The following is a 25,288-nucleotide window of genomic DNA, read 5'->3' as shown; positions in this document are numbered from 1 at the left end:
ATCATAGCGGCTCCGGATCGTGGCAGAGCACCACATCTCCCCCCTGTTCGATGAAACGCCTGAGACGTGCCGCGCTGTCACGGGATGCGGGCACATCATCCAGAATGAATTTCGCGGGCAGACCTGGCGGGTGGTCGGCCGTGATGGCCTCCCGGACCCATTCGGCATCGGCGGCGTAAAGCAGCGGGCGCTGCCTATCGGTCCAGAGGAATCCGGTATGTCCCCTCATGTGACCCGGCAGGGGTACGGCAAGAACGCTTCCATCCCCGAACACGTCGGCAGACTTGCCGAGCCCCAAAGGGGCTTCAATCTGCGTCATGTCCTCATACGCCAGAATGCGGTCTGACAGGTCATCAGGCAATAATTCCCTGAACACGCCATGTCGCAGGCGGGCCATCCGGTTGCCGCTCAAAAAATGCCGCACGGCACGTCGATTCGCATACAGCCTGGCACAAGGGTAATCACGAAGCGCGCTGACATGGTCGGCATGCAAATGGGTCAGCAGGATTGCGTCTATATCCGGCTCCGCCTTGGGCAGGGAGCGCGCCGTCAGCCGGGGCCGCAACAATGCAGCATAGAGTGTGAGCGCCAGGGACCGTGGTCCTCGCAAAGTGCGGCTGGAATATCCGGTATCGACAAGACAGCGACCACCGACCGGGTGATCGAACACACCGTAGCGCACCGGGATATCGATCCACTTCCATCGCCCGCCACGCAACACGAAGCGCTCAGGCGCGCGCACGATGGCACTATTCGGAAACGTGACGTTCAACAGCTTGCTCCATCACCAAAGGTACGCTCAAGCCCCTCCTCGAACCCAATGGCAGGCCGCCATCCCAGATGGGTCTGCGCGTTTGATATGTCGAGCGTTTGCCGGAAGGCGAACAATCCTACCCCATACGCAGTGATCGGAGGTTCCGGAGCAGATGGTTGAATCCTGGACAGGCTCTCGGACAATTGCGCGTAAGTTTTGACGAGTCTGAATGGAAGCGAGCGCCATCGTGCCCGTATGCCGACGCGGGCACAGGCTGCATTGACAACATCTGTGACCGGGAGAGCGGCGCCGCCCGAAATATTGAAGACCTGGCCCGATAGGCGCCCGGGTGCCTCGAGCGCGGCCATGACGGCGCTGACGACATCGTCGACATGGGTCAGGTCTGTCGCGGCAGCCCCGTCTCGCATGAACGGGAGGGGACGCTGGGCCGCTGTTTGCAAAAGGCGCGGGAGGAGTGCGACATCTCCCCTTCCATAGAGACCACGTGGACGCAGGATGATAGGACTGAGATCTGGCGCTGCGCAGATCAGGGCCTCGGCAACGCGTTTGCTCTGCGCGTAAGCATTGACAGGCTTGGGAAGGGCGGCGTCCTCGCGAACCCGATCCTGATCTGCGAACCTGAAATACACGCTCGGGGTGGAGATATGAACCAGGCGATGAACGCCCATTGCCCGCGCAAGGGCAATCGCACCTCGCGTGCCATCTATGTTGGCTTGCTCAAATGCACTTTTCCGGCCCCAGGGGGCAGACAGTGCGGCGCAATGCACCATGTAGCCGCATTCAGGCACGGCTGGCGTGAGCTGCCGGGACAGGTCGTATTGCAGAATATCGGCTCCGCCATCCTGCAATACCTTCAGCCGGTCTGGTCGCCGTCCCGACGCGACAACCCGATGGCCTCGCTTCAGCAGAGCGCGACTGAGCGTGCTGCCCAGAAAACCTGTGGCGCCGGTGATGAAGATGGATTCTGAACTCATCCGACGAGAGTCATGCCTGCGACCGAAACCCCGGCCGACGTTCCGATCATCAGGATCTTTGAACCCGGCTGAACTCGTCCATCCTCGCGCGCCGTGTGAAGCGTGATGGGTAAGGAAGCGGCTACCAGGTTGCCTGTGTCCCTTATCGTGTTGACGACGCGATCGGAATGGAACCCGCAGCGCCTGATCATGTGTTGGAGGGCGAGCGGGCTGGCCTGGTGTGGGACAACGACATCGATATCATCGACCGTCCACCCGGACCGTTCCAGGAGTCTCTGTATAAAATGCGGGAGACGTTTTCGGCTAAGCCTGAACAGGCTGTGACCATCCATGCGAAACATGCAGTTCTGCTCGAACGCCAATCGATCCGTCTTGAGATCAAAGCGGGTCCCACCTGCGCCAAGCGTACAGAAATCGTACCCTTCCGCCCAGGTCTCCATTGCGAAGTCGCGGATACGCATTCTGTCGGGTTCAACCGAAGGTCCCAGAACCAGGGCCCCGGCGCCATCCCCAAAAAGGCCGGCCGTGGCCGGGTCATCATCCCAGGGCAATGCCCTTGAAGAAATTTCAGAGCTGACCACCAGTACATGCTTCGCGCGGCCTGCGCCTATATGCAGGTTTGCGAGGTCCATGGCGACAAGCGCGCTCAGACAGGTGGCATTGATGTCGTAGGCTGGCACCTGTTCTTTCCTGATGCCAAGAAGGTCTTTGATCAGTGGCGCTGTGGCCGGAATCGGCTGGCGCCCGACAGCCGCACCGAACAGTATGAGGTCCAGGTTTTCAGGTTGCAGGCCTGCGTCCGCGAGAGCCATTTGTGCGGCTATGACAGCCAGGTGCTCTTGTGTTTCTTCACACGTCGCAACAGAGCGCGAAAAAACACCGCAAGCGTTACTGATCCATCCCGTGGGTTTGCCGAGGCGTCGATCCAGACAGGACGACCCAACAATTTCCCGCGGCAACCCTACACCCATGCCCAGTATTCTAGTCATATCAACGCCGCCTCATTTGTGAGCGATTATTCACTCTATATCAGGCTTTCACACGAGTCTACAATGACCTTCAGTCGTGGAAAGCCTTTCGCTCAAAAGCAGAGCCCTGAGCGAACATAAATCCAGTGAAGTCAAAACGTCGAAATGGCAAACAGATGGTGGTCCGCATATGATGGCAGTTAAAGCAAACCCGAAATGCGACCATACATTAGGCTATGGGTCCAGGTCGTCATTTGGAGACCTCGTCCATGCGGTTCTGAAACTCAGTTCTGCGTCGACTGGCATTTGGTTGGATTCGGATGGCAACGATCCTCGTCCTTACTTCGATGCGTTGATGTGCTCTGTGACCCAATCTGCCACCACAATGGCCGCCTCATCACCAACCATGGTGCCACCGGTTTCATCAAATGCCGCCTTTGCGTTGGGATAGCGCGAAAAATGATGATTGGTTCGGGGAAGAATACGAAAATCTGCCAAGCCAGCCTCGGAACGATTGACGATATCGGCGATCAATTTGTGGCTATCAGCGTCGTCAAACCAATCATACTCTCCGTATAATACAAGAACGGGCACAGAGACATTTGTCCACGCAGAAGGCCAGTTTGCGGCCTGAGCCTGATGATGGAACGCAAACGGACGTCCATAGTGACTATTCGTATCCGTCCCGATCATGTTCGACCAGATTGCCTCCATCTTGGGGTTTTCAGCGATGATCGCTTTTGGGGACTTTCCTTTGACCAGGTATTCAGTGTGGAATGCCGCTCTCGCCATAAGCGTTTCATTGAGCGTGGCCAGATCTTCCAGGGAAAACTCCAGAGACCTGCGATCAAAGCCGAGCATACGTTCATACCATGTTTTGGCTCCACCACCCCAAACAATGAATCCGGCCACATCGAGATCATTCGCAATCAATGCCGCCTGATTTGCGCCCATGCTACCGCCGAAGACGAACACATTATCCCGATCGATGTCACTTCTAGCCAGCAACGCACCCAGAGACTCGCGATGATGCGAGACTTCCGTATTATAATCCAAATCCGAGCAAGCGGGTCCCTGGCTATCTCCGACACCCGCTTTTTCCGTGCGCAGAACGGCGTAACCACTCTTACCGATGAGATGGGTCAGCATTTGTGTCCAGCCATCGTCATCTTTCAGTTCAACTGTCGAGCAGGATAGCCACTGAACAAAATATATCGCCGGAACGGGAGTCGTCGCATTCTCCGGCTTTGAAAAGATCGTGCGCAGCTTCGCGCCGTCTCTTGTCGCGATAGACCCATATTCAATGGTGGCGCCCTTAGTCTCATCCAAAGGCTTGTCCAGCTTACGCTCAAGACCGGCGATCATCTCACCGGGCGGCACTGACTGCGCGCACGCCACCAGGGATAAGGATGTTGCCAGTACGGATAAGGTCAGTGACAGGACAAAAATCGAGGGATTCATTTTTTGCTCTCATAATTGAATCGGAATTCCTGTGTGACATGCGACAACCGTATCAAGATGGCATCAAGATTTGGCGTGGAGACTGGGCACAACGCCAAGCTAATGCTTTGGCTTTTGCCCCTTGATAACCTCCTGACACTATGCGGATACAGTCGTTGAGCTGAGATCTAAGCTGAAGCCTTGACGGCGGGATTAGGGCTTAACCTTTCACGGATATTGGATATGGTGTTCACCTATGCAGAACGGGCCTTCTATACTGGTAATTGAAGATAATTCGACCACGGCGAGGACGCTCGCGCTGTTTCTTGAGGCCGAAAAATACGACGTTCACTGGTCCGGTTCGGGTGCCCTGGGGCTTGCCTATCTGGAAGACTTTGGCGCTGACCTGGTGTTGCTTGACTTGATGCTGCCCGATCTGGACGGCATCTCCGTCTGCAAAAAGATACGCGCCAAGTCTCAAACTCCAATTGTGATGCTCACAGCGAAAACGACGGAAGATGAAATCGTTACCGGTTTGGAAGCCGGCGCGGATGACTATGTCTGCAAGCCATTCGGGTCGAAGGAACTCCTTGCAAGGATACGACGCTGTTTGCGATCCAACAATCCATTACCGCAACAGACTGACCAACTCGCGCTTGGTGAAATTGCTATTGATGCAGACACGAGGCAGGTCACAGTCGGCGGTAAAGGTATTAAACTCACCAAAAGTGAATTTGAGATACTGTTTTTATTGATGAAGCATGTTGGGCGTGTTTTTACGCGGGATCAAATTATCGACCGCGCTTTTGGGCCGGACTTCGATGGGTTTGACCGAACTGTCGATACGCATATCTGGAGTCTCAGGAAAAAAATTGGAGAGCCGCGGGGGGCACCTCGCTATATCCATTCGGAGCTCGGGGTTGGATACAGGTTTCAGGACTCCAATGAACCATAGTCTTGTAACACGGCTAACCTTGCTCGTCGGTACTATACTCATTTCCGCGACAGTCCTGTTGGCGATTATCGTCAATCAAGCGACGAGCGCCGAATTTGTTGATGTCAAACGCGAAGAGGTTGCAACCGTCAATCCCCAAGCGGAAGTTTCAGCTATAGCGGATATGCTTGAGTCCGCATACGAGCAGTCTGGTGTGGATGGCTTAAGAGATATGGCGCGTGAGAATGATGACGGGTCGTTGCGAACCGCTCTTCCATTCATTCTGGTCGACAAGGATCTGAAAGTACTAGCAACGACAGAAGCGTCCTTCAGTAAGGCGGACATTGAGCGCACCGCCGAAGGAGGGCTTAGCTTCAAAGTTCTCGGCGTCGAAGATGGCGAAGCCTTTGATATCGAGTTGGTATCGCTGTCTCCGCACGTCCTTTCAACCCGACTGGATGCTTTCATAGGTGAGCTTGTCATATTGCCCGGGCGCGTTGATGAAAAGTCAGGACAAGTGTTCGCGAGTCGCGTGTGGAAGGATGCCGCGCCGTGGTTGGTGATGGTATTATTGCTCGCAGTTTTGGCAACTGTATGGGTTCTTAGGCGCGCCCTTCGGCCCGTCGACGACCTTACAAGAGCGGCAGCCACACTTAAGAATGGCGGATTCCCTGAACAATTGGACGTCTCCGGTGGCGGCAGCGAATTTAACACTCTGATTCAAACCTTCAATTCCGCAACAAAGGCTTTGGCAGATACAGATACAATTCGCAGGCAATTCATTTCTGACATTGCTCATGAACTCAGGACGCCTGTGACGAATATAAAGGGGCAGATAGAAGCGCTCCGGGCAAATCTGATTACACCAGACGGAGAATTCGTGAACACGGTCGAAGCCGAAGCCAGATTACTTGAACGACTCGTGAAAGATTTCCAGGAGATCGCATTGTCGGATGCAGGACAGTTGCGCCTCGTTCTCCAACCCATCCCGTTAAGGGAGACGGTTGAAAATATTCTGGGTCCAATGCTGCACCCCGCGCAAGCTCTCCTGGAGAACGATATTCCCAATAACCTTACTATTCTCGCCGATGAGGAGCGTATCCGGCAAATACTGATGAACCTTGTAGAGAACTCAAAACGTGAGAAGCGAGAAGGTCTTGTTGTTAAAGTTTCGGGCGATCTCCGCGACGGACAGGTTCAATTGGGATTTGAAGATAATGGGCCCGGAATAGAGCTGGCGGACCGCCCCTATATCTTCGATCGATTATACCGTGCTGAAAAATCACGCAATCGCGGGACAGGCGGCGCGGGTCTCGGACTCACCATCGTCAAAGGCCTTATGACTGCGATGGGCGGAACGATTAGCTATGCGCAGTCAGAAACGGGCGGCGCAGTCTTCATCATGGGGTTCTGCCGGGCGGAGACGCCAGCATGATGGCTCTTGATATGAATTTGATATCGACTTGGCATGATTCAACCTGACTACCGCTCGGGTTTATACATGACAGCAGGTCTCTTTAAGTTCAGCTTATCCCGAGTCCATCAGGGTCGAACAGGCCCCCGAGTTCATCTCCAAAGATCTCGATCTTCAGGCATATGCAACGGGCGTGGAACTGGACTTCAGTCGCCCCGGAGAACCTACCGATAACGTTTTCATCAATAGCCTGGATGGTAACTTCAGAGCCGAGTGCCTGTCTGCAAACCGGTTCATGAGCCTGTCAGATGCGCGCGAATATCTGGAGTGTCGGCGTGGAGACTACATACGGTAAGACCTCATAGCGCGATCGGAAACAAACCCCCGGCCCGCACTGATCAATCACGCAGGCGTAACCAGTCCGCCATCGTGAAACGGCCGGAATACTCTAACCGGCAGTGGTCCAGACATGGGTCTCAGAGCAGCCAGCCGATATTTCCTCGGATCAGATGATCCTGGAATGGGTCAAGTTCAGAAACCGTTGGGCTGATAAATCTGGCGGATCACCCCCTGTGGGGCAGGCCAGGTCAGAGGCCCGCTGGAGCGCTCCGATATGAACGCAAAAGCGGGCCTTTTATCATTAGTGTTTTTCAATAAGCCTGTTTAGCGCACGGCTAAGATCGCGGAACATCGAGCTGTTCCCCCTCATATTGACGACAAGATAGACCTCATCAGCTCCATCTTCGTCACGACTACTATAAAGTTCGAAGCCTCGGTCTGATCCATCTACACTTACCGAACTACCTTTGAAATAGCGTGTGTATTCTGGCTCCAATACACCACTTGTGCGGATGTAGTCGTAGAATTTCATCAGGTCATCGAGGTTTGAATACATTCCCCCGCTACCTTTGACGAGCCAAGAGGTATTCCCCCAGTTGGGAGGGACATTGGGCTCGCCGACAAAACTCGGGCCGCCCCCGACAGCAAAATCCTCAGTCGCCTGACCGCGCAACTCGCCATACTCTCCAGTATGGTTCATACCCGCCGGGTCGAAGAAATTCCGTCGCAAGAACTCATAATAGCCCATACCGCTCTCTGTTTCGACAACCGATGCAAGCAGACCAAATGCGGAATGCGAATGGCGATTACCCGTTCCGGGAGCAAACAGAAGTGGCTGATCCAGAATACGCTGCACTGCCGTTTCCCTGTCAATCCATGCGAGGTCCTGGTCCCAATCGGTCGGCAAGCCATGAAAATCCGGCAGTCCTGATTCACCGCGCATCAAATGACTGAGCGTCATAGTTTTTTTGCCTTCCGGAACATTATCGAAATATTCCGTAATCGGATCTTCACGGCTGATGACACCACGCTGATCCAGCAGATAGATGGCAGCAATTGTAAAATCAATAGGCCTCGACCCAACACCGAACATCGTGTCGATGGTGTTCTCTCGCTCGGTTTGAGGGTTAGCAAAGCCATAGGCTTTTCTGTGCACGGTTTCCCCATCAATCCTCATAAGTACTGCGCCAGATAGACCTTGAGTTTCCAACGCCGCCAACTGTTGATCGAGTTGGTCCAGTGAGAGTTCAATGGCTGGGGCCGTATTGCCTCGTTCGACTTTGATCGTTGCAACGCTGTAGGGCGCGGAGGTCTCGGCTGTGAACCGAATATCAGCTGCCCCTTCCGGGCCTTCCAGGGTGAGTATGATAACACCATCATCCTCATTCAGAAGAGCGCCGCCTGCATCCTTCGCAATATCCCTTATTTCAGAGAGTAGTGACTTGCGGTCCTGCGGCGTTGTAGATGCCAGATATTCCGCCGAAAGATGATTATCTTCAAAATCAACAACAAATTGATCCAGTGGGGTGAACCCTGATTCTTCAAGCGCCCGTGAATGGCCGCGCACCGCATCATCGCGCGACTGTAAACCTGGCGCGGCGGCTGTTTTTTCGTTACCGACGAGACTTACGTCTGTAACCCCTGCCCGACTGACCGCGAGCTTAATCTGGGTTGTGCTCCCATTACCCGATAGCACGAGCCGGATACCGTCATCCTCCGCCTCTACATTCACATCGCCTCCCGCGCCGCGCGCGGCTGTGCGCACGTCCCGAAGTTTGGCTACAGCCGATTCTCTTTCTGGCTGATCCAGGCCGGTCATGTGCGTATCTACAAAATCGTAGAGGGCGGCGTCGTCTTCGGTGCCCAGAGTTTGCATGACGGCACGGACCGCATCATCGACATGAAGCGGGCGATCATCTTGGGCGTAGGCAGGATTGGGGCTGAACGACATAAGCGCTGCCGCAGCGACGCCTATGATCAGAGTGCACGAAAATCTTCGCATAATCAAACTCCGTTTGGCTGCGCCGCGATATTCGCACCACGAGATGTAGCGGAGTGCGGCTAGATGACCTTTTGCCATTGCCGTGTCAGGAGAATATCAATCAGGTTTGACCCAACGGTTTTGTAGATATGTACAATTCAGCGAGACACCTTCTTTCATATCCACTCTGGGGAAGGAAGGTGGTTTCACTGAACAGGGATCAGTGGGAGACTCAACGCAAATTTCCGGTTCTGGAGCATGCCGACTGGATGAGTGCTGTCAGCAGGACATGCTCCCTTGTCGAGCGTCCACTGACCCGGAAAAAGAAGTGCCCGCGCAATTCTCTCGAATTGGCGGGCACAGGAACACCCGAAGGACTGGAGGAAACGTGCCGGGTGCTTGTCTGAGACGGGGACGGCATTCCTCCGAACCGGGCGTCCACGCATCCCGCGTGAACAGTCAGAACCTTATGCCGTCCCTGTCCCGGACTCACGCTTCTGGACGCCATATGCCCGTGATCAATCGCCCGCAATCATTCACGATCCAAGACTAGAAGTTATAACGAAGACTTACACCATACATCCGGGGTTCACCCCTGAAGGCACTCCAGCTACCCGTCTGCAGAGGCGACGGGAACTGGATGGTTCTGTATTCCTCCTCGAAGATGTTCCGGCCCCACAGCGACAGCTCCCAGTCGGCGTCACCTGGCGTCAGACCTATCTTGGCGTTGACCACTGTGTGCGAGCCTACATTGGATTCGTCGTCAAGATTCGTGTCTATATTGTGCTTGCCCATATAGGACGCGTTGATAGTGCCAAAGCCGGTAAAGCGGCCGATTGGTCTTTCATAGGAAACCGCACCAGTGGCCGCCCACTCCGGAGAAAACGGCAGGCGCATGCCCTCGAGTGGCTCTCCGATATTGTTAAGTACCGGGTGCTCCTCGAACTTTGTATTGCTCCAGGTCACACCGCCATCGAGTTTCAGATCCGACAGGGGCAGCCAGCTCAGTCCCACCTCCATGCCGGTGGATTTAACCTTCGCTGCGTTGGTCGTCGTAAAGGCCACACCATCGAACTGATTGATCTGGTAATCACTGAACTCGCTGTGGAAAATGTCCGTGCTGATATCCAGCCGGCGGTCGGAAGAAGACCATTTCAATCCTGCTTCAAACGCGTCCACCGTCTCTGGGTCAAACTCGAAACTGGTATTCCCTGCGTCCCGGTCAAGGTTGAACCCTCCAGCCTTGTAGCCGCGTGAGTAGCCGATATAGATATTGCCGATATCGAGATTCCTGACCAGCTTGATCGTGCCTGACGGCTCAGCTTCAGTGCGGGACCCCTCCAGATCGGCGACCGCGCAATAAGGGATGGATGGGACAAGACCACAGTGAATGTTGAAATTGTCGACCCTTACTTCGGCATCCTTCTGGTCCTCGGACCAGCGGAAGCCGGCCACCAGGTCATAGTTTTCGTCAAGCTCGATGATGTTGTGCGAGAATAGTGCCCAGCCCTTGGCATCCTGGTGAAAATTGCGAGACCTGTCGCCAGCACCTTCAGGGAAAAGAAAACTCGGCAGGCCGGTAAGCAAATTGAAATAGGCGCCGAAATCAGCTCCGTAAGTCACCTGCCAGTCAACGGATGTTTCATCGGCATACAGATAGGCTCCAACCAGCCAATCGACACGACCGGACACCCCGTTCAGCCGCACCTCCTGGCTCATGAAGCTGTTCTCCTGGTTCCAGTCCGTTCCCTGCACGACATCAATGTTCGAGCTATCCGGGTCCAGGTTGGAGTAAGCGTCTGCGTCCCGGTAGGCCGCAACCCAGGTCAGACTGAGATCTTCCCTGATATGCCAATTCGTCTCGAGGGACGCGCCCCACTCGTCAAGATGATCCTCGGGATCAGATGTCTGCTGAGCCTTGTAGGCAAAAGGGTCGGCTTCGACGACCGCTCCCAGGGATTCAAAAACCGCGGCTGTCGGGCCCAGAATCGAATAATCCGGCGCACAGCACGTTTCGTCCTTGTGCTGGCCATCGACAATCAATCGCACATCGACATCAGCAGTTGGTTGCCATAGAAGCTGCGCCCTGAGCGAGCTGCGATTCCTGTCATAGATATCCCTTGAGGGAACCACACGGTCGGTTACATAGCCATCGCGCTTATTGTAGCTTGCAGCAATCCTGAACGCCAGGGTGTCTTCAACCAGGGGACCGGTCAGTCCCCCGGTAATCTTGTAGCCATCGTAGTTCTGTGCAGTGGCTTCACCATACCCACCCCAGTTGAACTCCGGCTTGAGGGTGTTCAGGCTTACCGTGCCAGCCGAAGTATTCCGGCCAAAGAGTGTCCCCTGGGGACCGCGCAGGATCTCGACAGAAGAGACATCCAGCAGGTCACCGACCGCCATACCCGTACGGCTGCGGTACACATTATCCACGAATATGCCGACTGAAGGCTCAAGTCCGGGATTGGCACCGGCCGTCCCCACGCCGCGTATTCTGATTTCGGTTCCAGCGAGTTCTGAAGGTCCGGTGGTAATGATCAGGCTTGACGAAACTTCAGACAGGTCCTGCAAATCACCGATGCCCCGGCTCTGCAACTCGGCTCCCGTGAATGCCGTAATCGCCAACGGCACTTCGCTGACGGTTTGATCCCGGCGTGTGGACGTAACGATGACCTCGTCGAGAATGCGTTCCGCTCCAGCAGCCTCAAGAGCAGGTTCCTCCCCAACTGCCTGCAAGGGCGCCGAGATGGTCACACCAGCAGTCGCGGCAATGATCGCCGATATCCGGCGAAGCGCGGTCGTATTCAGCATTCTAGACTCCCATTTTCGTTTTTTATTATTTTGTTCTTGGGTTCAGGTTAGGGGTCATCATGAGAGCCAACAAGGACCTCGCCCAACACTTTGCAGGGGACAAATTCGCTCAGGTGGATGATGATACGGGAGTGTGATGGACCCAGGATCTGATTGCCCTCGCAATCAGCCGAGATCCCTGCCGGAATGGCCAGGACCGGGCGCCTGCCGCAAACGTGATACCGTCAGACACCTGATGTTTTTCCCCGGGCTTCCGACATGTTTATCGGCAAGCCGAAACTGGCACTCTGGGAAGCATACGGCTCGCCCCCGAACAATGCAACTTCAGCGCCCGGCCCAGCCAGATGCGGGACTGCGATCCGGCCCGCCTCCCGACCTCGATCGGGCATCACTGAAATCCTGAAGGCGGAATTCACCGGGCGAATAATCCCGTCAGGATTCATGGACGCTTCAGGATTCCCGCTCGCCCCGGAACGGGCCATCAGGTTTCAGACCAGGACAGACAGGGGATCCTTTCTGAACGTCGACGGGTTCACGCCGAAGACGCGCTGGAACGCGCGCCGAAAGCTCCGTGCGTCGGCATATCCCATTTTGGCGGCAATCGCTTCAACGGGTTCGCCGTGAGCGATGAGCATGGCAACGGTTTCACGAAACACGTGATCGCTGATCTCGCTGAAGGAGGTTCTCTCCATTGCCAGATTGCGACGCAAAGTGGCCACGCTTATCCCGGCTGAAGCCGCAACCAGCTGCTGGCTCCTGATGCCGCACCGCAGTGCCTTCATGACATATGATTGCAGGGACAATGTGGAAAAGCTCTTTTTGCGTTTTTCGAGTATGTCCAGGAATATCTGGTAGATCTCAGGCTGCCAGCCAGCCAGCTTTCTTTTCGAGGTGGCGAGGCTTTCAACGTTCCTGGGTAAAACGATATTCACCCCGCTGCCCTCGAACTGCACCCCGCAGTCAAGCACCGCCAGCTGGTGCACAGCGCCGGACGGGCGATTGCTGTCCAGGCGAAATCGGAGAACCGGGAAGCGCGAATCCGCCAGCCACTCGAATATGCAGTAAAAGGGAATGCAAGCGATCTCCAGGAATATCTGGCGGGCTTCCAGGTATTCACCTTTACAGGACATGCTGAAGTGCAGCTCATCGAGACGGATCTTGGCTTCAGCATGAACATCCGGCCAGAGAATGTTCACAGAGTGCGCGAAGGCTCGTATGGCCTCACCCAGCGTGGGCTCCTGCATTGCCCGGGCGATCATGAGTTCGGTACTGCCGGGAGGCACCCGATGGGTGCTCAGCCCGAGAAACTCATCATCCACTTCGTAGCCGATGGAAGCCAGGAGGTGCCAGACCATGCCCGAGTCCACATAGTCATCACTGCTCGAAACCAGGGGAGAGAGCGCAGCGACCCTGTCAAGCAGATCCGGGACATGGTCCATGTCATAGGTTGACTGCCCGACGAGGGTCAGCAGGTCCGCCTTTGGCATCAGCGCGATCAGTTCATTGTTCTGAGCAATCATGCGCAGCCCACCTGGCCTGCGAAGGCACCACAATTGCAGAGAGCCACGCCCGTTCGCCGGTCACCAGAACGCGACGGGCCGACCCAGTCATTCAATACGATAAATACGTGCCGCAGTACCGTAAAACATCGCATCTTTTTCGTCCTCGGAGAAATCGGCTACAATTTTCTTCAGACCGTTGTAGAGCACAGGATAGGCGATGGATAGTTTGTCGACTGGAAAGTTGCTCTGAAACATGCACCGATCGGGTCCGAAACATTCGATGGCGTGCAGGAAATATCGCCTTTGCGCTTCGACAAACTCGTCTGAAGTCGGGGCCGTATCCCTCTTGTCCCATCCGAATCCATTGTCTGGCATGGCGAGCCCGCCAAGCTTGGCAACAACATTGCCGCACTCAGAGATTTCCCTGATGTCCTTCTTCCATTGTTCAAAAATCTCTTCGCGGCGGTCGGCATACATCCCCACACCCAAAGGCGAACCGAAATGGTCAAGAACGATCTGCGTGGAAGGCACTGAGCGGGCCATCGCGAGAAAGTCCTGGTTCTGGTGATGGTAGTGCCAGGCGTCAAATGTGAGCCCTCGATCACCCAGAGCTTTCATGCCACGACGGAAGCTCGGTGAGCTGTAGAGCCCTTCTGGTGCCTGGGCCGGGATGGCCAGCATCTCCGGATGCGGGTCGCGTGCGGCGACCAGGCGTATCCCGCGAAACAGGCCATCACCTATTTCAACATGCTGATCAAGAACATCTCCGACGGCGTCACCCAGCTCCAGATTGGCGCGTGACACAATGGCCGCAATTACCGCCTTACCATCGCCACCGGTCTCCGACAGCCTGGCCTGCTCGACCACAAACTCTGTCTCTCCGAGGCACTTCAGATGCTCGGGGCCGTCCGGGCGATATTCCGCTTCGCAATCGACAAAGACGGTTTTTTCGATGTTGTGGCCGGATCCAGTGTCACGCCAAAGGTCTTCAACCTGATACTGCAGCCCCGTGCGCCACAAATGATGGTGCGCATCTATTATGCGACGACCGGGGTCGACTATTTCTTCTTCCACCGAAGTCAGCCAGCTTTCATCTTTGACAACTATGCTCATTCCGTATCCTGCTTTTTAAGTGACGTGTATCGCTCGGGGAGCCCGGACGGAGCTGGAGTGCCTGCAGGCCTCTGGCACTGAAAGCTCAGCTGAACCGGGATGAATGTGAGTCTGGCTCTCAGTCGGACGCCGCATCCTGAAAGCGGTTTCGCATACGACGCATGCCCGATAGCCAGCGATCATAATCGTTCGCCTTGCGCTGAAAATAGGTGCCCACTTCCGGATGCGGCAGTACCAGGAACCGGCCATCGGCCATGGCCTCGATGCACAGGTCTGCAACAGTATCCGGTTCCAGAACGCCATCTCCGCCAGCCTGGACGACATCCACCAGGGCATTTGGATCTTTCATGAAATCAAGCACATTGGTACGTACCGCCTGCGGGCACAAAACCGATACGCCGATCCCCTGCTCCACATAATTGATGGAGAGCCACTCTGCCAGTGCCACAGCGGCGTGCTTAGAAACCGCATAGGCACCGGAATCAAATTGTGACAGCAGGCCGGCAGCAGAGGCGGTGCTGAGCAGATAGCCGCCCCCGCGCGCAATCATGCCAGGTACGACAGCCCGCGCGGCCGCAAGGTGGGACCATGTGTGTACGCTCATCATTTTCTGCCATTCCAGCGTGGGCATTTCCAGGCCGCCGAGCCGGCCATATCCCGCATTGGACACGAAAACATCAATCCCGTCATACGCCTGTTCGACGCGCGCGATGATATCCCTGATCGCGTTCTCATCGGCCACATCGAGGGTTTCGGCGGAGGCTTGCTGACCGATCAGCCGCGCAGTTTCCTCCGCCCTGTCCCCATTCAGATCCGTGCAGATCACGGCCCGCGCCCCATTTGCCGCGAACCGCTGCGCCAGGGACCGGCCGATACCGGATCCCGCTCCGGTGATTATGGCTACTTTGTCGTCGAGTTTCATATTCAATCCTGTACGCATGCGCGCCATTCGTATCCTTTGAGGATCCGGTTAAGTCTTTACGAGACAACGTCGCCCGGACACGCCTCAGTGAACTGCCCGTTGCGGAACGTGACCTCTCCATTGACACAGATAAGGTCATATCCGCCGGCACGCGCCTGCTTGCGCCAGTCACCATCGGGCAGATCGAAGGCATGCTTATAGGCGTCCGTATCGGAATAAAGACGCTCCAGATCATAGACCACCAGGTCAGCGGCCATGCCCTTCTTGATCGTTCCGCGATCCTGGATACCAAAGACCTTCATCGGCAAGCCGCTCATCTTGTGGTGGGCGTGTTCCAGACTCACGATGCTCTGTTCCCGCACCATGTTGACGAGGAAATCCGTCCCCCAGTGACCGCCACTGAAGATTTTCAGGTGCGCGCCACCATCGGAGCCGCCGGGAATGACCCGCTCATGCGCAAACAGCTCCCGCAAGATCCCGGGATCTGTCGCCGTGGCGTTAGGCGACCGGAAGATGGCGGCGCCGTTTGAGCTGAGAATGATGTCTGCAAACAGGTCTATCGTCTTCATGCCAAGCTTGCTTGCCGCCGCGCCCAGCAGCTGGCCTTCGACATCCTTGTGCTCGGCACTGTCGGCGACCGACAGGACGACGAACCGGTCGAGATCACCTCCGACAATGATAAACTTCTCGGGGTCGTAGGCCACCCGGAGACGCTCCCGGTATGCCGGATCTCTCAGCAGTTCCAACGCCTTGGCACTCGAGCCCGCATATGTCAGCTCCCTGAACGTCTCATCGGAGTCAAACAGTGTAAGCGTCGTCAGGGAAATCTCGGCCCAGGTGCGATGGCAGAATGATGCGGCCCACATGTCCAGCCCTTCTTCGCGCATGGAATCCAGCCATGCGAGACCAGGTGTGTGGATCGGAAAATCATCATTGGTTGCAATGACATTATGGAAAACGGGGCGGCCGGTTTCGCGCGCGAGCCGTTCAGACGCCTCGACCGTCGCGTCCTGGCCAGCCAGGCCGGAGAGGCATTGTATGACACCCTCCCCGCGATCTTTCAGGACGGATGCGATCTCAACCAGCTGGTCGAGATCCATGACATCGCACGGCATGGCGCTTCCGTCGAAATCGACGTGAACATTATTGTGGCCGAGATAGGAACAGGACAGCCCGATGGCGCCTGCATCCATGGCATCATGCAGGAGACGCTTGATTTCGGCGAGTTCGTCTTTGGTTGCGGGACGATTCTTGGCCTCTTCGATCCCCATGACAAAGATCAGCAGCGCGTTCATCGGCACATAGACCATTGCGTTGACCGCTTTCCGGGTCCCGCGCAGCGATGTCATGAATTCCGGAAACGATTGCCAGTCCCATGGCAGGCTCGCCCTCTGGTGAGCGACCGGGATCTGCTCGACGTTCTCCATCATGACCATGTAACGGTCCTGATGCTCTGTACGGCAGGGTGCAAAACCAAAACCGCAATTGGTCATGACAACCGACGTGACACCGTTTTGCCCGCTGTCGGCGCACGTTGGGTCCCTGAAGATCTGGGCATCATAATGGGTGTGGTGATCCAACGCCCCGGGCGCCACGATCAGTCCGGTCGCATCCACAATCTCGTCAGCTTCCCCGGAAAGGGCCCCGATATCAACAATCCTTCCCCCGCTAATGCCAATATCAGCCTGAAAGCGTGGGGCTCCCGTTCCGTCAACGACAGTGCCGCCCTTCAGCAAGAGGTCATAGGTCGCCATGATCAAACCTCCGTGCCGCTGGAAGCGGCTATGCTGGCGAGCGGAAAGCACGCAATTGTCCGGGTGAATTCATAGACGCACTCAGGTGCGTCCTGCACTTGCTTCGCATGGCCTGGCGCCGCCTTCATCAATTCGGCACTCGTATGTATAACTGACTTCATGCTCGGTCCTCGCTCTGTTTGCAGATTGATTTTCACAGTACAGAACGCCGAAAGGGGCTAACAAGGGCTCTTCCCAACAGTTTGGACGGGACAAATTCGCTCAAGCCGACAGCGCGAATGCATTGGCGTATTGCTAGGTATTCAGTATACTGTTATTACTGATCTCGTTGCGTCGGCGCAGGCCACGCGCCCTGCCCAACCGTCCTTGCGCTGGCTGCGCCACCACGGATCCTGGCTCCATGGACGTCCGAGCTGCCTGCCTGCTTATGGGAGGCATGACAGGTTCCCGCGCCCGACTGGTGCTGCTGCTGATGTTCCCCGTCACTCCAGGGTTCTGAAGGCAATGGCACGTTATATGACGGCAGGAACTGCTCCGCGAAACGCCGGGATCTCACCGGTCGGTGTCTCCTCGCCCGGCTACGCCCCTCTTCAGCATCAATTTTCTTCCGCTCGACACGGGCTATGCCTGTACAAACAGGCGCGCGTACCGGATCACGACTGGATGCAACCGGTCACTCTGAACTTTTCGGATGATCACGGGGCCGCTTAGAGGGCACACCTGGCGGCAAGACTGCCTATCGCCATGGAACGCTGCCACTGGTGCACAAGGTTTCGGTCGTGGCCCGGTGTCAGATAGGCGAGAGAGATTCCGGTCGCTGGATCTGCCCACGCCAATTGGCAGCCCGCACCATTGTGCCCAAAGGCCTGTGCAGAGTTTGTTACTCCAAAACCACGCAGGTTCCTGCTCGCATCGCCGCTGACAATAATACCGAGGCCCCGATTTGCCGCCTTGTTGAACATCGGGTCAGCAAGATTGCCTGTCCGAATTTCGCGTGCACCATTCAATGTCCGCTCGGTCCAGAGCTTCACGTCACCCAGCCCGCCTTGGAGCAACGCCTGATAGAACAAGGCAAGATCATGCGCATTCGCAAACCCGCCCGCTCCCGGCATACCCAAAGCACGCACATCGGGCCGATTGAAAGCCAGCAGTGCCTCTTCGGTTACTTCAGTTTCCGGGAAGGCTGACAGTCCCAGCTTCTTGCAATCATCCTGCGTCATGGGGTTACCCCGGTGTTCGACGGGCAGCACGCGCTGGTTTTCGGCTTCCGGCAGTCCCACGAACAGATTGCGCAAACCCAGGGGGCCGAGCACACGTTTGCGAATGAATTCGGCATAGGGCAGTCCGCCGCGACGCTCGATGATCTCCGCGATGACCCACATGGAAGAAGAAGGATGATACTCAACTCTCGAGCCAGGCGCCCAGTTCAAGCGCCATTGAGCGAAGCGGGCAAGCGTTTCCGCTTTCGAATGCCACTGCAACGGTCCGAACGGCGCATGTGGAAATCCCGCCGTATGGGTCAACAATTGCTGAACCGTGACCTTGTCTTTCCCATGGCTGGCAAATTCGGGAATGATATCCGCAACACACTCATCTTCAGCCAGTTCGCCGTCCTGGATCAACAACCAGGTTGCGGCTGAGACAATGGCTTTGGTCGCAGAAAAAATACAGATCAGGGAATCATGACGCGCTTCGCCATAAGTCTCCAGGACAGCGACTTTGCCATTACGGGCCAGCGCGACCTGCGCCGCGGGCAGAAGCCCCTCATCGACATCCTGCCGAACGCGATCCAGCAACAATTCCACTCGTTCGGGATCTAATCCGAAATCTTCCACGCTCGCAACTTGCTCGTTCATTTTCTATCCCTGCTCGCTGCGTGGTGCCCAGTACTGATCTTTCAGCAGGCGTTTATAAAGTTTTCCTGTCGGATGGCGTGGCAGGGATTCGTGAAAATCGATGCTTCGCGGGCACTTGATGTGTGAAAGCCTCGCACGACAGTATGCGATCAGGGCCGTTTCCATGTCCGCACTGGCATCGCCAGGATCTCTGAGCTGTACCGCAGCTTTGACCTCCTCGCCAAATTCCTCATTGGGGATTCCAAACACCGCGACATCAAGCACCTTGTCGTGCATGATGAGAACATTCTCCGCCTCCTGAGGATAGATGTTGACCCCACCCGAAATGATCATGAAATGCTGGCGGTCCGTCAGGTACAGGTAGCCGTCATCGTCAAGATATCCGATGTCGCCCAGCGTGGTCCAGCCTCGGACATGCTGCGCTTTCTTTGTTTTCTGGCTGTCCTTGTGATACTCAAAGCGGTTGCCGCCGGCAAAATAGATATTACCCTGTTCACCGTTCGCGAGCTCGACGCCGGCGTCATCGCAGATGTGGATTTCGCAACCCATTGGCCGCCCGACAGACCCCTTGTGAGCAAGCCACTCCGCACTGTTCAGTTGCACGAAGCCATTGGCTTCGCTCCCCGCATAGTATTCGTAAAGGACCTCACCCCACCAGTCTATCATCTGTTCCTTGATGGGTATCGGACAGGGTGCGGCTCCGTGTACGGCGCATTTCATGGAACTCACATCGTAGCGTGACCTTACCTCCTGCGGCAGTTTCAACATGCGCACGAACATCGTGGGAACCCACTGGCTATGGGTAATCCCGTAGGCCTGGATACACTCCAGCGCGCGCTCCGGATCGAAGTGTTCCATAATCACGACCGTAATGCCGTGGCGCAGGCACGTCATGGAGAACCCAAGCGGGGCCGAATGGTACAGGGGGGCTGGCGACAGGAAGACAGACTCACTGGTCGCCCCGTATAGTTCCGTCATGACGGCAAACAGCTCGCCGTCACCATATTCCTTCTCAGACAAGGCCTGTTTTATGCCCTTGGGAACGCCCGTTGTCCCCGAGGAGTAAGGCATCAGGGCACCCTCGCTCTGATCCGCGATGGGCGTTACCGGCATCCGGGACAGCGCCTCTTCGAAACTCGCGAATCCATCCATGACGCCATCAAGCATGTAATGAGCGATGACGTTGGGTGTGACCTCCAGCAAGGGCTGGACAACCTCTTTCACGGCAACTGAGCTGACAAACACGCGCGCTTCGCAATTGTTGACGATGTAGGCGACCTCTTCCTTCTGAAGCCGCCAGCTCACAGGCGTATAGTAAAGACCAGCGCGCTGCGCCGCCCAGCAGATTTGCAGATAGCGCGGATGGTTCTCAAGCATGATGGCTATGTGATCCCCCCGTTTGAGCCCCAGACTCCTGAACAGGTGCGCGCCCTGATTGGCTCGCGCCTCTAGCTCGCCGTAACTGATCACCTCGCCACTCCCCGCCATGATATAGGCCGGCTTGTTGGGCGTTGCTGCTGCTATTTCACCTGGATGCACCTGACATGTTCCCTTTGTGCTCTCTGCCCGACAACGCAAAATGACTGTTTTGCGTGTCGCCCGCAGAATGATTTCTCGCGTGTAAACTGGCCGGCTTATGTGAAGGAGAAACTCCCACCCATGTCCGCTTCCGCTTCTTTCAGGTATTGGAAATACCGGCTGAATGTTCCGTTATAATTTCCGTCCTGCCGGCGCATCGAAGCGCCTTCGAAGTTGTAGTAACCAGGCGTGCACTCTTCGTTGTAACTGGTCTTTCCGCGATGCTTTATGACCTGCTGTACCCAGTTCTCTTCGGATTCCGGCCGGGGCGTTATGGTGCTGTATCCGTTCTGTTTCACATGGCTGATGCACTCGGAGATATGATCTCCCTGGGTTTGCAGCATGTCGGTCAGATTGAACTGATAGCTTGCCTGCAGGCCGCCCATGATGAACAGGTTGGGAAAGCCATGCGTATGAACGCCGAACAGCGTGCGGACGCCAGACGCATACTTCTGATTCAGGTCCAGCCCTGCTTCACCGACAATCCTGTTATACGTACCCGTTTTCTGAATCTCGAAACCTGTGGCGTATATGAGCAAGTCCAGGTGATGGATCTTTCCATCAAACTCCGGACCTTCCGGAGCAATCCGGGTAATGCCTTTTCCGTGCGTATCCACCAGGTGCACATTGGGCCGGTTGAAGGACGGCAGGTAATCGTTGGAAAAGCACGGGCGCTTGCACATGAACATGTACCAGGGCTTGAGCGCATCCGCCGTCTTCCTGTCCTCAACGACCTCATCAATGTGACGATGGATCCCCATCATGTAGTCAATATTGGCTTTCTCAAGCTCGCGAATTTTCTCCTCTCGGGGAATATCCGCATGCGCGTCATTCTCCATCGCGGCTTTGGCCTTATCGAAATAGTCGACTGAATTCACATCCTGGGCTGTGGACATCCTCTGAAACAGGGACATGTTCGACAGCTCAATCGCCTGCTGGCGCCGTTCTGCCTGCCAGCCTGCCTGCAACGAATCCGCCCATTCCGGGTCGGTGTCCTGCTCAGCCCTGATATCGATAGATGAGGGCGTTCGCTGGAAAACATAGAGTTCCTTCGCGGCCCTGGCGACTGCTGGCACGATCTGCACAGCGCTCGCGCCCGTGCCGATAACGCCCACCACCTTGTCTTTCAGGTTTTCCAGCTCTTGTCCGGTGTACTCATAATCCCACCTGGAACTGTGGAACGAATGCCCCTGGAACGTTCCCATGCCCGCAATCCTGGACAGCTTGGGCTGTGACAGGGTGCCGTTGGCACAGATGACAAATCTGGCTCGCATGGAATCACCGCGATCTGTGCCCAGATGCCAGAGCTGCTCCTCTTCATTCCAGACGGTTTCTGTCACGGTGGTATTGAATACCGCTTTCTCATACAGTCCATATTTCCTGGCTATGGTCTGGCAATGATTGAGTATTTCCTTGCCACTGGAATAATTCCGTGCCGGGATGTATTCGATTTCATCAAGCAATGGCAGATAGTCGTAGGAAAGGACATCGCAGGCGATGCCGGGATAGCGGTTCCAGTACCATGCGCCTCCAACGTCTGCTCCACGCTCCACGATCCTGATGTCGGACACACCTTTTTGCAGCAAGCGCACGGATGTAAGCAGCGCGGCAAATCCACCCCCGATAAACAGAACTTCCGAATAGTCGTTGAGTGGCGCCCGAACGTCCTGCTGTTTCAGGAAAGGGTCGACGGCATAGCCTGCGAGGTCTCCGGTAAAATCCGATGTATACTGCGCTGTTCCTTCAGGCCGGTAAGCCAGGCGCAAGTCTCGTTCCTCTTGAAACTTCTTTTTTACATCGTCGTAGAACGCCTCGGATTTTTCCTTATCTCGCATGATTGACCTTCGCTTCTGCCATGGACTGATGTTCAACACTGGCGATAGTCTGGCCGACCACAATCTTGGGCCGGAAACAGACTGCCTGCTAAACTCTGGAAACAACTTGGAAGCCGCCAGGTGCAGCGGCAAGGGCTGCTGCCAACAGTTTGGCGGGGACAATTTCGCTCAGAATATCAACTGATATCCGAGGGGGATGTCCCAGTCCGGTGCGGACCCGTCTTCATTCGACCGCCATACGGTTTGTCCAGAATTCACTGAGGCGAGTCCCTGAAAATACGCCAGCTGGCTTCCATTCCCGCGAACTTCACCCGCCCGATGCGGCCCGCCGGCGTCTGGTCATGCTCGCCAAACCGCACCAGCAGCATTCCAAATCAGACACTCGCGCCTGGCCTACGGTGAGTTCATAGCTGCGGTCAGACGAACCCAAACCCGTCTCCGCTTTTCGCGGACGCACATGTGTGTGGATACAATGGCGGAGATCTGACGCAGGCCGACACGATCATCGCCACCGGCACTATGGTACGGACGCGGGCGCATCGACTTCGACCTACTATTCCTGATCTTGTGCGCAAAAGAAGGTGCCGACGCGGTCGATTTGGAGGTGCGCCTTTGTGTCAGATACCGAAGCTGCCCACTTGGAGCCGCCTCCCTGTAAAGGAGAACTTGTACCAAGATAGGTACCAAGATTGGGATTCCGCTCGAAAATTCGTCAACATTAGCAGGCGTTTGCAAAAATTGGCTCGATGAAGTCGCGGCACTCTCACCTTGATCGTTGCGCTTCAGAGGGATCAATTCGAGTCCTAAACCCCACTGGAAGTGAGAGTCCTGATCCGAGAGGCCCGGTTGCATCCTCGCATCGACCCAGTCAAACGCCGACCATAGATGCTGCGCTACGGACGTGTGTTTTCAAATGACGCCCGTTTCAGAGCAAAAGGTTCGAGCCCCGAATGTCGCACCAAACCTGTACAGGCAACGGTGGCTAGTAATTTTATACAAGAGATTCAATGCTGAATATAGTTAGGCGTGGCGCGAGTGACGTGCCATAATCCATATATTTTATCCAATTATTTCAGACACTTACGTGATTGAAAATCGATTCTCGGTCCTCAGTTTGGTCTGGCTTTGGTCCACAGTTTTTCGAACGCGTGATTTGGACGCTGGTTCACAGCGTCGACCTTTGAACTAGCACAGTATCGCTCAAAAACCAGTTTCAGTAGGAGGCTTAATCTCGACATTCTTCAGACATTGGACGGTGATCCTCGGATATCATCAGAGAGCAAAACCGTCAGCCTTAAAGACGCAGAAGGTGCATTGGAAGTCTCAAACCTATGTGCGGTGACGCCAAATAAGGGACTGGTTCTATTTTTTCTGACCGCCCAGAACCGCGACCAACTCTTCGACTTTCGCCCGACGCTCTGCCAGATCGTCTCCTTTTAGAGCGCTCTCTACGCACGTGCCGATGTGATCATCGATGATCACGCCCTCCAAAGCCCCAAGAGCAGCCTTGATGGCCTGCACTTGGCGAACGACGTCAATACAGTAGCGGTCCTCGTCGATCATTTTAGCAATCCCGCGTACCTGTCCTTCAATCCTGGCAAGGCGTTTGGCAGCTGCGTCTCTGATTTCTGGTTTCATTCAAGATACTCCCTCGGGGTATATAGTCACTCGGATTTCGTTTGAAAATACCGAAACCAGCAAATTTAAACATGAATAACGGAATCACAAAGTTGCTCTGTGAGAGAGCCAATCATGAAGATGATCTGGCTGGACATCAATCCGACCCGCTGCGGACCTTTCTGAGATAGAATCTCTCGAACGCAAAAATGATCCCGATACCTGCCAAGGCAATGATGATGATCATCGGATCACTCTGCGCCTTAATAAGCACAAACGCACCGAGGGCGATGGTATCGAGAAGAATCGCGGTGATCACAATTCCCGCCTTCGCGCCGACGTCCTTTCGCAGGTAGCACAAGACGCCCCCGTGAATAATGATATCCATTACGAGGTAGAAGATGGCCCCCAACGATGCAATGCGGGAGAGGTCGAAGAAGACGGCCAGTAAGGCCGCCGCCACGACCGTGTAAACGAGCGTATGCTTCTGAACACCGCCCGGCATGCCAAAATGGCTGTGCGGGATCAGATCCATCTCGGTAAGCATCGCGAGCATGCGCGAGACCGCAAAGACACTGGCAAGCAGACCGGACGCCGTTGCAATTATGGCGATCGCAACCGTGAACCATACACCATATTCGCCCAGTGCCGGACGCGAAGCTTCTGCCAGCGCGTAATCCTTCGCTGAAACGATTTCATCTATCGTCAGGCTAGACCCAACAGCATAGCATACGAGCAGATACACCAACGTGCATAAAGTCAGCGAAATCATTATGGCGCGGCCAACATTCCTGTGCGGATTTTTCACCTCGCCGCCACTATTGGTGATCGTGGTGAAGCCCTTGTAAGCTAGAATGGCGAGGGCCACACCGCCTAGGAATCCGCCGATCGACGTGCTCTCACCTGGGTTGCCCGTAAGCGGCTTGAACGCGAAACCTGCCGCCCAGAGGCCAATCAGCGCGAAAGCAACGATACCGCCAACCTTCAGGACAGCCGTTATCTTGGATATATTTCCAATGACATTATTTCCCGCCACGTTGACGAGGAAGGCAAACACGATGAGCCCAAGCGCCAGGAGCGGCACCAGTACGCCCCCTTCGATCCCGAATAGCTGCAGCGTGTAGGCGCCGAATGTACGCGCCACCAGGCTCTCATTGATGATCATCGAGAACGCCATCAGAAGCGCCGCGCCGCCTGTGACTGTACTCGGTCCATATGCCTTTTTCAGGATCATCGCGATGCCGCCAGCCGACGGATAGGCGTTCGATACCTTAATGTACGAATAGGCGCTGAAGCCGCTGATAACAGCCGCCACAAAGAAGGCCAGCGGAAACAAGGAGCCAGCAAGTTCCGCCACCTGCCCCGTCAGGGCAAAGATGCCCGCGCCGATCATCACGCCGGTGCCCATCGCGACCGTGCCTGAAAGGGTCAGGCTACCCGCTTCGTAATTCTCTTCCATTGTGGCCCCTTCCACA

The 25,288-nt window shown here is 55.7% G+C and carries 18 protein-coding genes and 1 pseudogene; 3 read left to right on the top strand and 16 right to left on the bottom strand.

What is annotated here, in order from left to right:
• Window position 1: 1 nt before the first annotated feature.
• The 4 genes from ACQ66M_RS12880 to ACQ66M_RS12865 all read right to left on the bottom strand — a co-directional run bounded on the left by ACQ66M_RS12880 (window position 2) and on the right by ACQ66M_RS12865 (window position 4,178).
• A complete protein-coding gene (locus tag ACQ66M_RS12880; RefSeq protein WP_430404325.1) occupies window positions 2-772 on the bottom strand; it encodes an MBL fold metallo-hydrolase in 771 nt (256 codons plus the stop codon).
• The gene (locus tag ACQ66M_RS12875) at window positions 769-1,749 is read right to left on the bottom strand and encodes an NAD-dependent epimerase/dehydratase family protein (protein ID WP_430404323.1); all 981 of its coding nucleotides are present in this window, start codon (window positions 1,747-1,749) and stop codon (window positions 769-771) included. Before ACQ66M_RS12875 ends, ACQ66M_RS12880 begins: the two co-directional genes overlap by 4 nt.
• Window positions 1,746-2,561: a 3-oxoacyl-ACP synthase III family protein gene (locus tag ACQ66M_RS12870; RefSeq protein WP_430404321.1), complete on the bottom strand. Its 816-nt coding sequence runs from the start codon at window positions 2,559-2,561 to the stop codon at window positions 1,746-1,748. Before ACQ66M_RS12870 ends, ACQ66M_RS12875 begins: the two co-directional genes overlap by 4 nt.
• 495 nt (window positions 2,562-3,056) lie before the next feature.
• The gene (locus ACQ66M_RS12865) at window positions 3,057-4,178 is read right to left on the bottom strand and encodes an alpha/beta hydrolase family protein (RefSeq protein WP_430404319.1); all 1,122 of its coding nucleotides are present in this window, start codon (window positions 4,176-4,178) and stop codon (window positions 3,057-3,059) included.
• A 235-nt stretch (window positions 4,179-4,413) separates the two neighbouring features.
• On the opposite strand from ACQ66M_RS12865, the gene ACQ66M_RS12860 reads away from it, so the two are divergent.
• The 3 genes and pseudogenes from ACQ66M_RS12860 to ACQ66M_RS12850 all read left to right on the top strand — a co-directional run.
• A complete protein-coding gene (locus ACQ66M_RS12860; RefSeq protein WP_430404317.1) occupies window positions 4,414-5,112 on the top strand; it encodes a response regulator transcription factor in 699 nt (232 codons plus the stop codon).
• The gene (locus ACQ66M_RS12855) at window positions 5,102-6,526 is read left to right on the top strand and encodes a sensor histidine kinase (RefSeq protein WP_430404315.1); all 1,425 of its coding nucleotides are present in this window, start codon (window positions 5,102-5,104) and stop codon (window positions 6,524-6,526) included. The genes ACQ66M_RS12860 and ACQ66M_RS12855 overlap by 11 nt, the downstream gene beginning before the upstream one ends.
• Window positions 6,527-6,620: 94 nt before the next feature.
• A pseudogene (locus tag ACQ66M_RS12850) lies at window positions 6,621-6,895 on the top strand (integrase core domain-containing protein); the annotation flags it as partial.
• 250 nt (window positions 6,896-7,145) lie between these two features.
• On the opposite strand, the gene ACQ66M_RS12845 reads toward ACQ66M_RS12850, so the two are convergent.
• The 12 genes from ACQ66M_RS12845 to ACQ66M_RS12790 all read right to left on the bottom strand — a co-directional run bounded on the left by ACQ66M_RS12845 (window position 7,146) and on the right by ACQ66M_RS12790 (window position 25,272).
• Window positions 7,146-8,924, bottom strand: coding sequence for a serine hydrolase domain-containing protein (locus ACQ66M_RS12845; RefSeq protein ID WP_430404313.1), 1,779 nt, complete (start codon window positions 8,922-8,924; stop codon window positions 7,146-7,148).
• A gap of 450 nt (window positions 8,925-9,374) precedes the next feature.
• Entirely contained in the window at window positions 9,375-11,636 is a 2,262-nt protein-coding gene (locus tag ACQ66M_RS12840) for a TonB-dependent receptor (RefSeq protein WP_430404311.1), read from the bottom strand.
• A 488-nt stretch (window positions 11,637-12,124) separates the two neighbouring features.
• Entirely contained in the window at window positions 12,125-13,156 is a 1,032-nt protein-coding gene (locus ACQ66M_RS12835) for an AraC family transcriptional regulator ligand-binding domain-containing protein (RefSeq protein WP_430404309.1), read from the bottom strand.
• Between the two features lie 87 nt (window positions 13,157-13,243).
• Window positions 13,244-14,251, bottom strand: a complete 1,008-nt coding sequence (locus tag ACQ66M_RS12830) for an amidohydrolase family protein (RefSeq protein ID WP_430404307.1) — start codon at window positions 14,249-14,251, stop codon at window positions 13,244-13,246.
• A 118-nt stretch (window positions 14,252-14,369) separates the two neighbouring features.
• On the bottom strand, window positions 14,370-15,173 hold the full coding sequence (locus tag ACQ66M_RS12825) for an SDR family oxidoreductase (protein WP_430404305.1): 804 nt from the start codon (window positions 15,171-15,173) through the stop codon (window positions 14,370-14,372).
• 56 nt (window positions 15,174-15,229) lie between these two features.
• Window positions 15,230-16,927 (bottom strand): N-acyl-D-amino-acid deacylase family protein, encoded by a 1,698-nt coding sequence (locus ACQ66M_RS12820; RefSeq protein ID WP_430404303.1) that lies wholly within the window; start codon window positions 16,925-16,927, stop codon window positions 15,230-15,232.
• Between the two features lie 2 nt (window positions 16,928-16,929).
• Window positions 16,930-17,088, bottom strand: a complete 159-nt coding sequence (locus ACQ66M_RS12815; RefSeq protein WP_430404301.1) for a hypothetical protein — start codon at window positions 17,086-17,088, stop codon at window positions 16,930-16,932.
• A 546-nt stretch (window positions 17,089-17,634) separates the two neighbouring features.
• Window positions 17,635-18,783: a serine hydrolase domain-containing protein gene (locus ACQ66M_RS12810; protein WP_430404299.1), complete on the bottom strand. Its 1,149-nt coding sequence runs from the start codon at window positions 18,781-18,783 to the stop codon at window positions 17,635-17,637.
• Window positions 18,784-18,786: 3 nt separating this feature from the next.
• Window positions 18,787-20,322: an AMP-binding protein gene (locus ACQ66M_RS12805; protein ID WP_430404297.1), complete on the bottom strand. Its 1,536-nt coding sequence runs from the start codon at window positions 20,320-20,322 to the stop codon at window positions 18,787-18,789.
• A 95-nt stretch (window positions 20,323-20,417) separates the two neighbouring features.
• Complete coding sequence (locus ACQ66M_RS12800; RefSeq protein ID WP_430404295.1) at window positions 20,418-22,328, bottom strand: NAD(P)-binding domain-containing protein; 1,911 nt, start codon at window positions 22,326-22,328, stop codon at window positions 20,418-20,420.
• Between the two features lie 1,230 nt (window positions 22,329-23,558).
• On the bottom strand, window positions 23,559-23,834 hold the full coding sequence (locus tag ACQ66M_RS12795; protein WP_430404293.1) for a metal-sensitive transcriptional regulator: 276 nt from the start codon (window positions 23,832-23,834) through the stop codon (window positions 23,559-23,561).
• Window positions 23,835-23,970: 136 nt separating this feature from the next.
• Complete coding sequence (locus ACQ66M_RS12790) at window positions 23,971-25,272, bottom strand: APC family permease (RefSeq protein WP_430404291.1); 1,302 nt, start codon at window positions 25,270-25,272, stop codon at window positions 23,971-23,973.
• Window positions 25,273-25,288 lie beyond the last annotated feature (16 nt).

Origin of the sequence: Hyphomonas sp., assembly GCF_965284475.1 — a bacterium.
Lineage (GTDB): Bacteria > Pseudomonadota > Alphaproteobacteria > Caulobacterales > Hyphomonadaceae > Hyphomonas.
The sequence above is the reverse complement of the archived record's forward strand: the minus strand, read 5'-3'. Positions and strand labels throughout refer to the sequence as shown.

What these genes read in the sequence shown, in the direction of transcription:
- ACQ66M_RS12875 (WP_430404323.1), bottom strand. Translation starts at nt 1,749, where the DNA reads ATGAGTTCAGAATCCATCTTCATCACCGGCGCCACAGGTTTTCTGGGC.
- ACQ66M_RS12870 (WP_430404321.1), bottom strand. Translation starts at nt 2,561, where the DNA reads ATGGCTCTCGCGGACGCAGGCCTGCAACCTGAAAACCTGGACCTCATA.
- ACQ66M_RS12865 (WP_430404319.1), bottom strand. Translation starts at nt 4,178, where the DNA reads ATGAATCCCTCGATTTTTGTCCTGTCACTGACCTTATCCGTACTGGCA.
- ACQ66M_RS12860 (WP_430404317.1), top strand. Translation starts at nt 4,414, where the DNA reads ATGCAGAACGGGCCTTCTATACTGGTAATTGAAGATAATTCGACCACG.
- ACQ66M_RS12855 (WP_430404315.1), top strand. Translation starts at nt 5,102, where the DNA reads ATGAACCATAGTCTTGTAACACGGCTAACCTTGCTCGTCGGTACTATA.
- ACQ66M_RS12845 (WP_430404313.1), bottom strand. Translation starts at nt 8,924, where the DNA reads ATGGCAAAAGGTCATCTAGCCGCACTCCGCTACATCTCGTGGTGCGAA.
- ACQ66M_RS12840 (WP_430404311.1), bottom strand. Translation starts at nt 11,636, where the DNA reads ATGCTGAATACGACCGCGCTTCGCCGGATATCGGCGATCATTGCCGCG.
- ACQ66M_RS12835 (WP_430404309.1), bottom strand. Translation starts at nt 13,156, where the DNA reads ATGATTGCTCAGAACAATGAACTGATCGCGCTGATGCCAAAGGCGGAC.
- ACQ66M_RS12830 (WP_430404307.1), bottom strand. Translation starts at nt 14,251, where the DNA reads ATGAGCATAGTTGTCAAAGATGAAAGCTGGCTGACTTCGGTGGAAGAA.
- ACQ66M_RS12825 (WP_430404305.1), bottom strand. Translation starts at nt 15,173, where the DNA reads ATGAAACTCGACGACAAAGTAGCCATAATCACCGGAGCGGGATCCGGT.
- ACQ66M_RS12820 (WP_430404303.1), bottom strand. Translation starts at nt 16,927, where the DNA reads ATGGCGACCTATGACCTCTTGCTGAAGGGCGGCACTGTCGTTGACGGA.
- ACQ66M_RS12815 (WP_430404301.1), bottom strand. Translation starts at nt 17,088, where the DNA reads ATGAAGTCAGTTATACATACGAGTGCCGAATTGATGAAGGCGGCGCCA.
- ACQ66M_RS12810 (WP_430404299.1), bottom strand. Translation starts at nt 18,783, where the DNA reads ATGAACGAGCAAGTTGCGAGCGTGGAAGATTTCGGATTAGATCCCGAA.
- ACQ66M_RS12795 (WP_430404293.1), bottom strand. Translation starts at nt 23,834, where the DNA reads ATGAAACCAGAAATCAGAGACGCAGCTGCCAAACGCCTTGCCAGGATT.
- ACQ66M_RS12790 (WP_430404291.1), bottom strand. Translation starts at nt 25,272, where the DNA reads ATGGAAGAGAATTACGAAGCGGGTAGCCTGACCCTTTCAGGCACGGTC.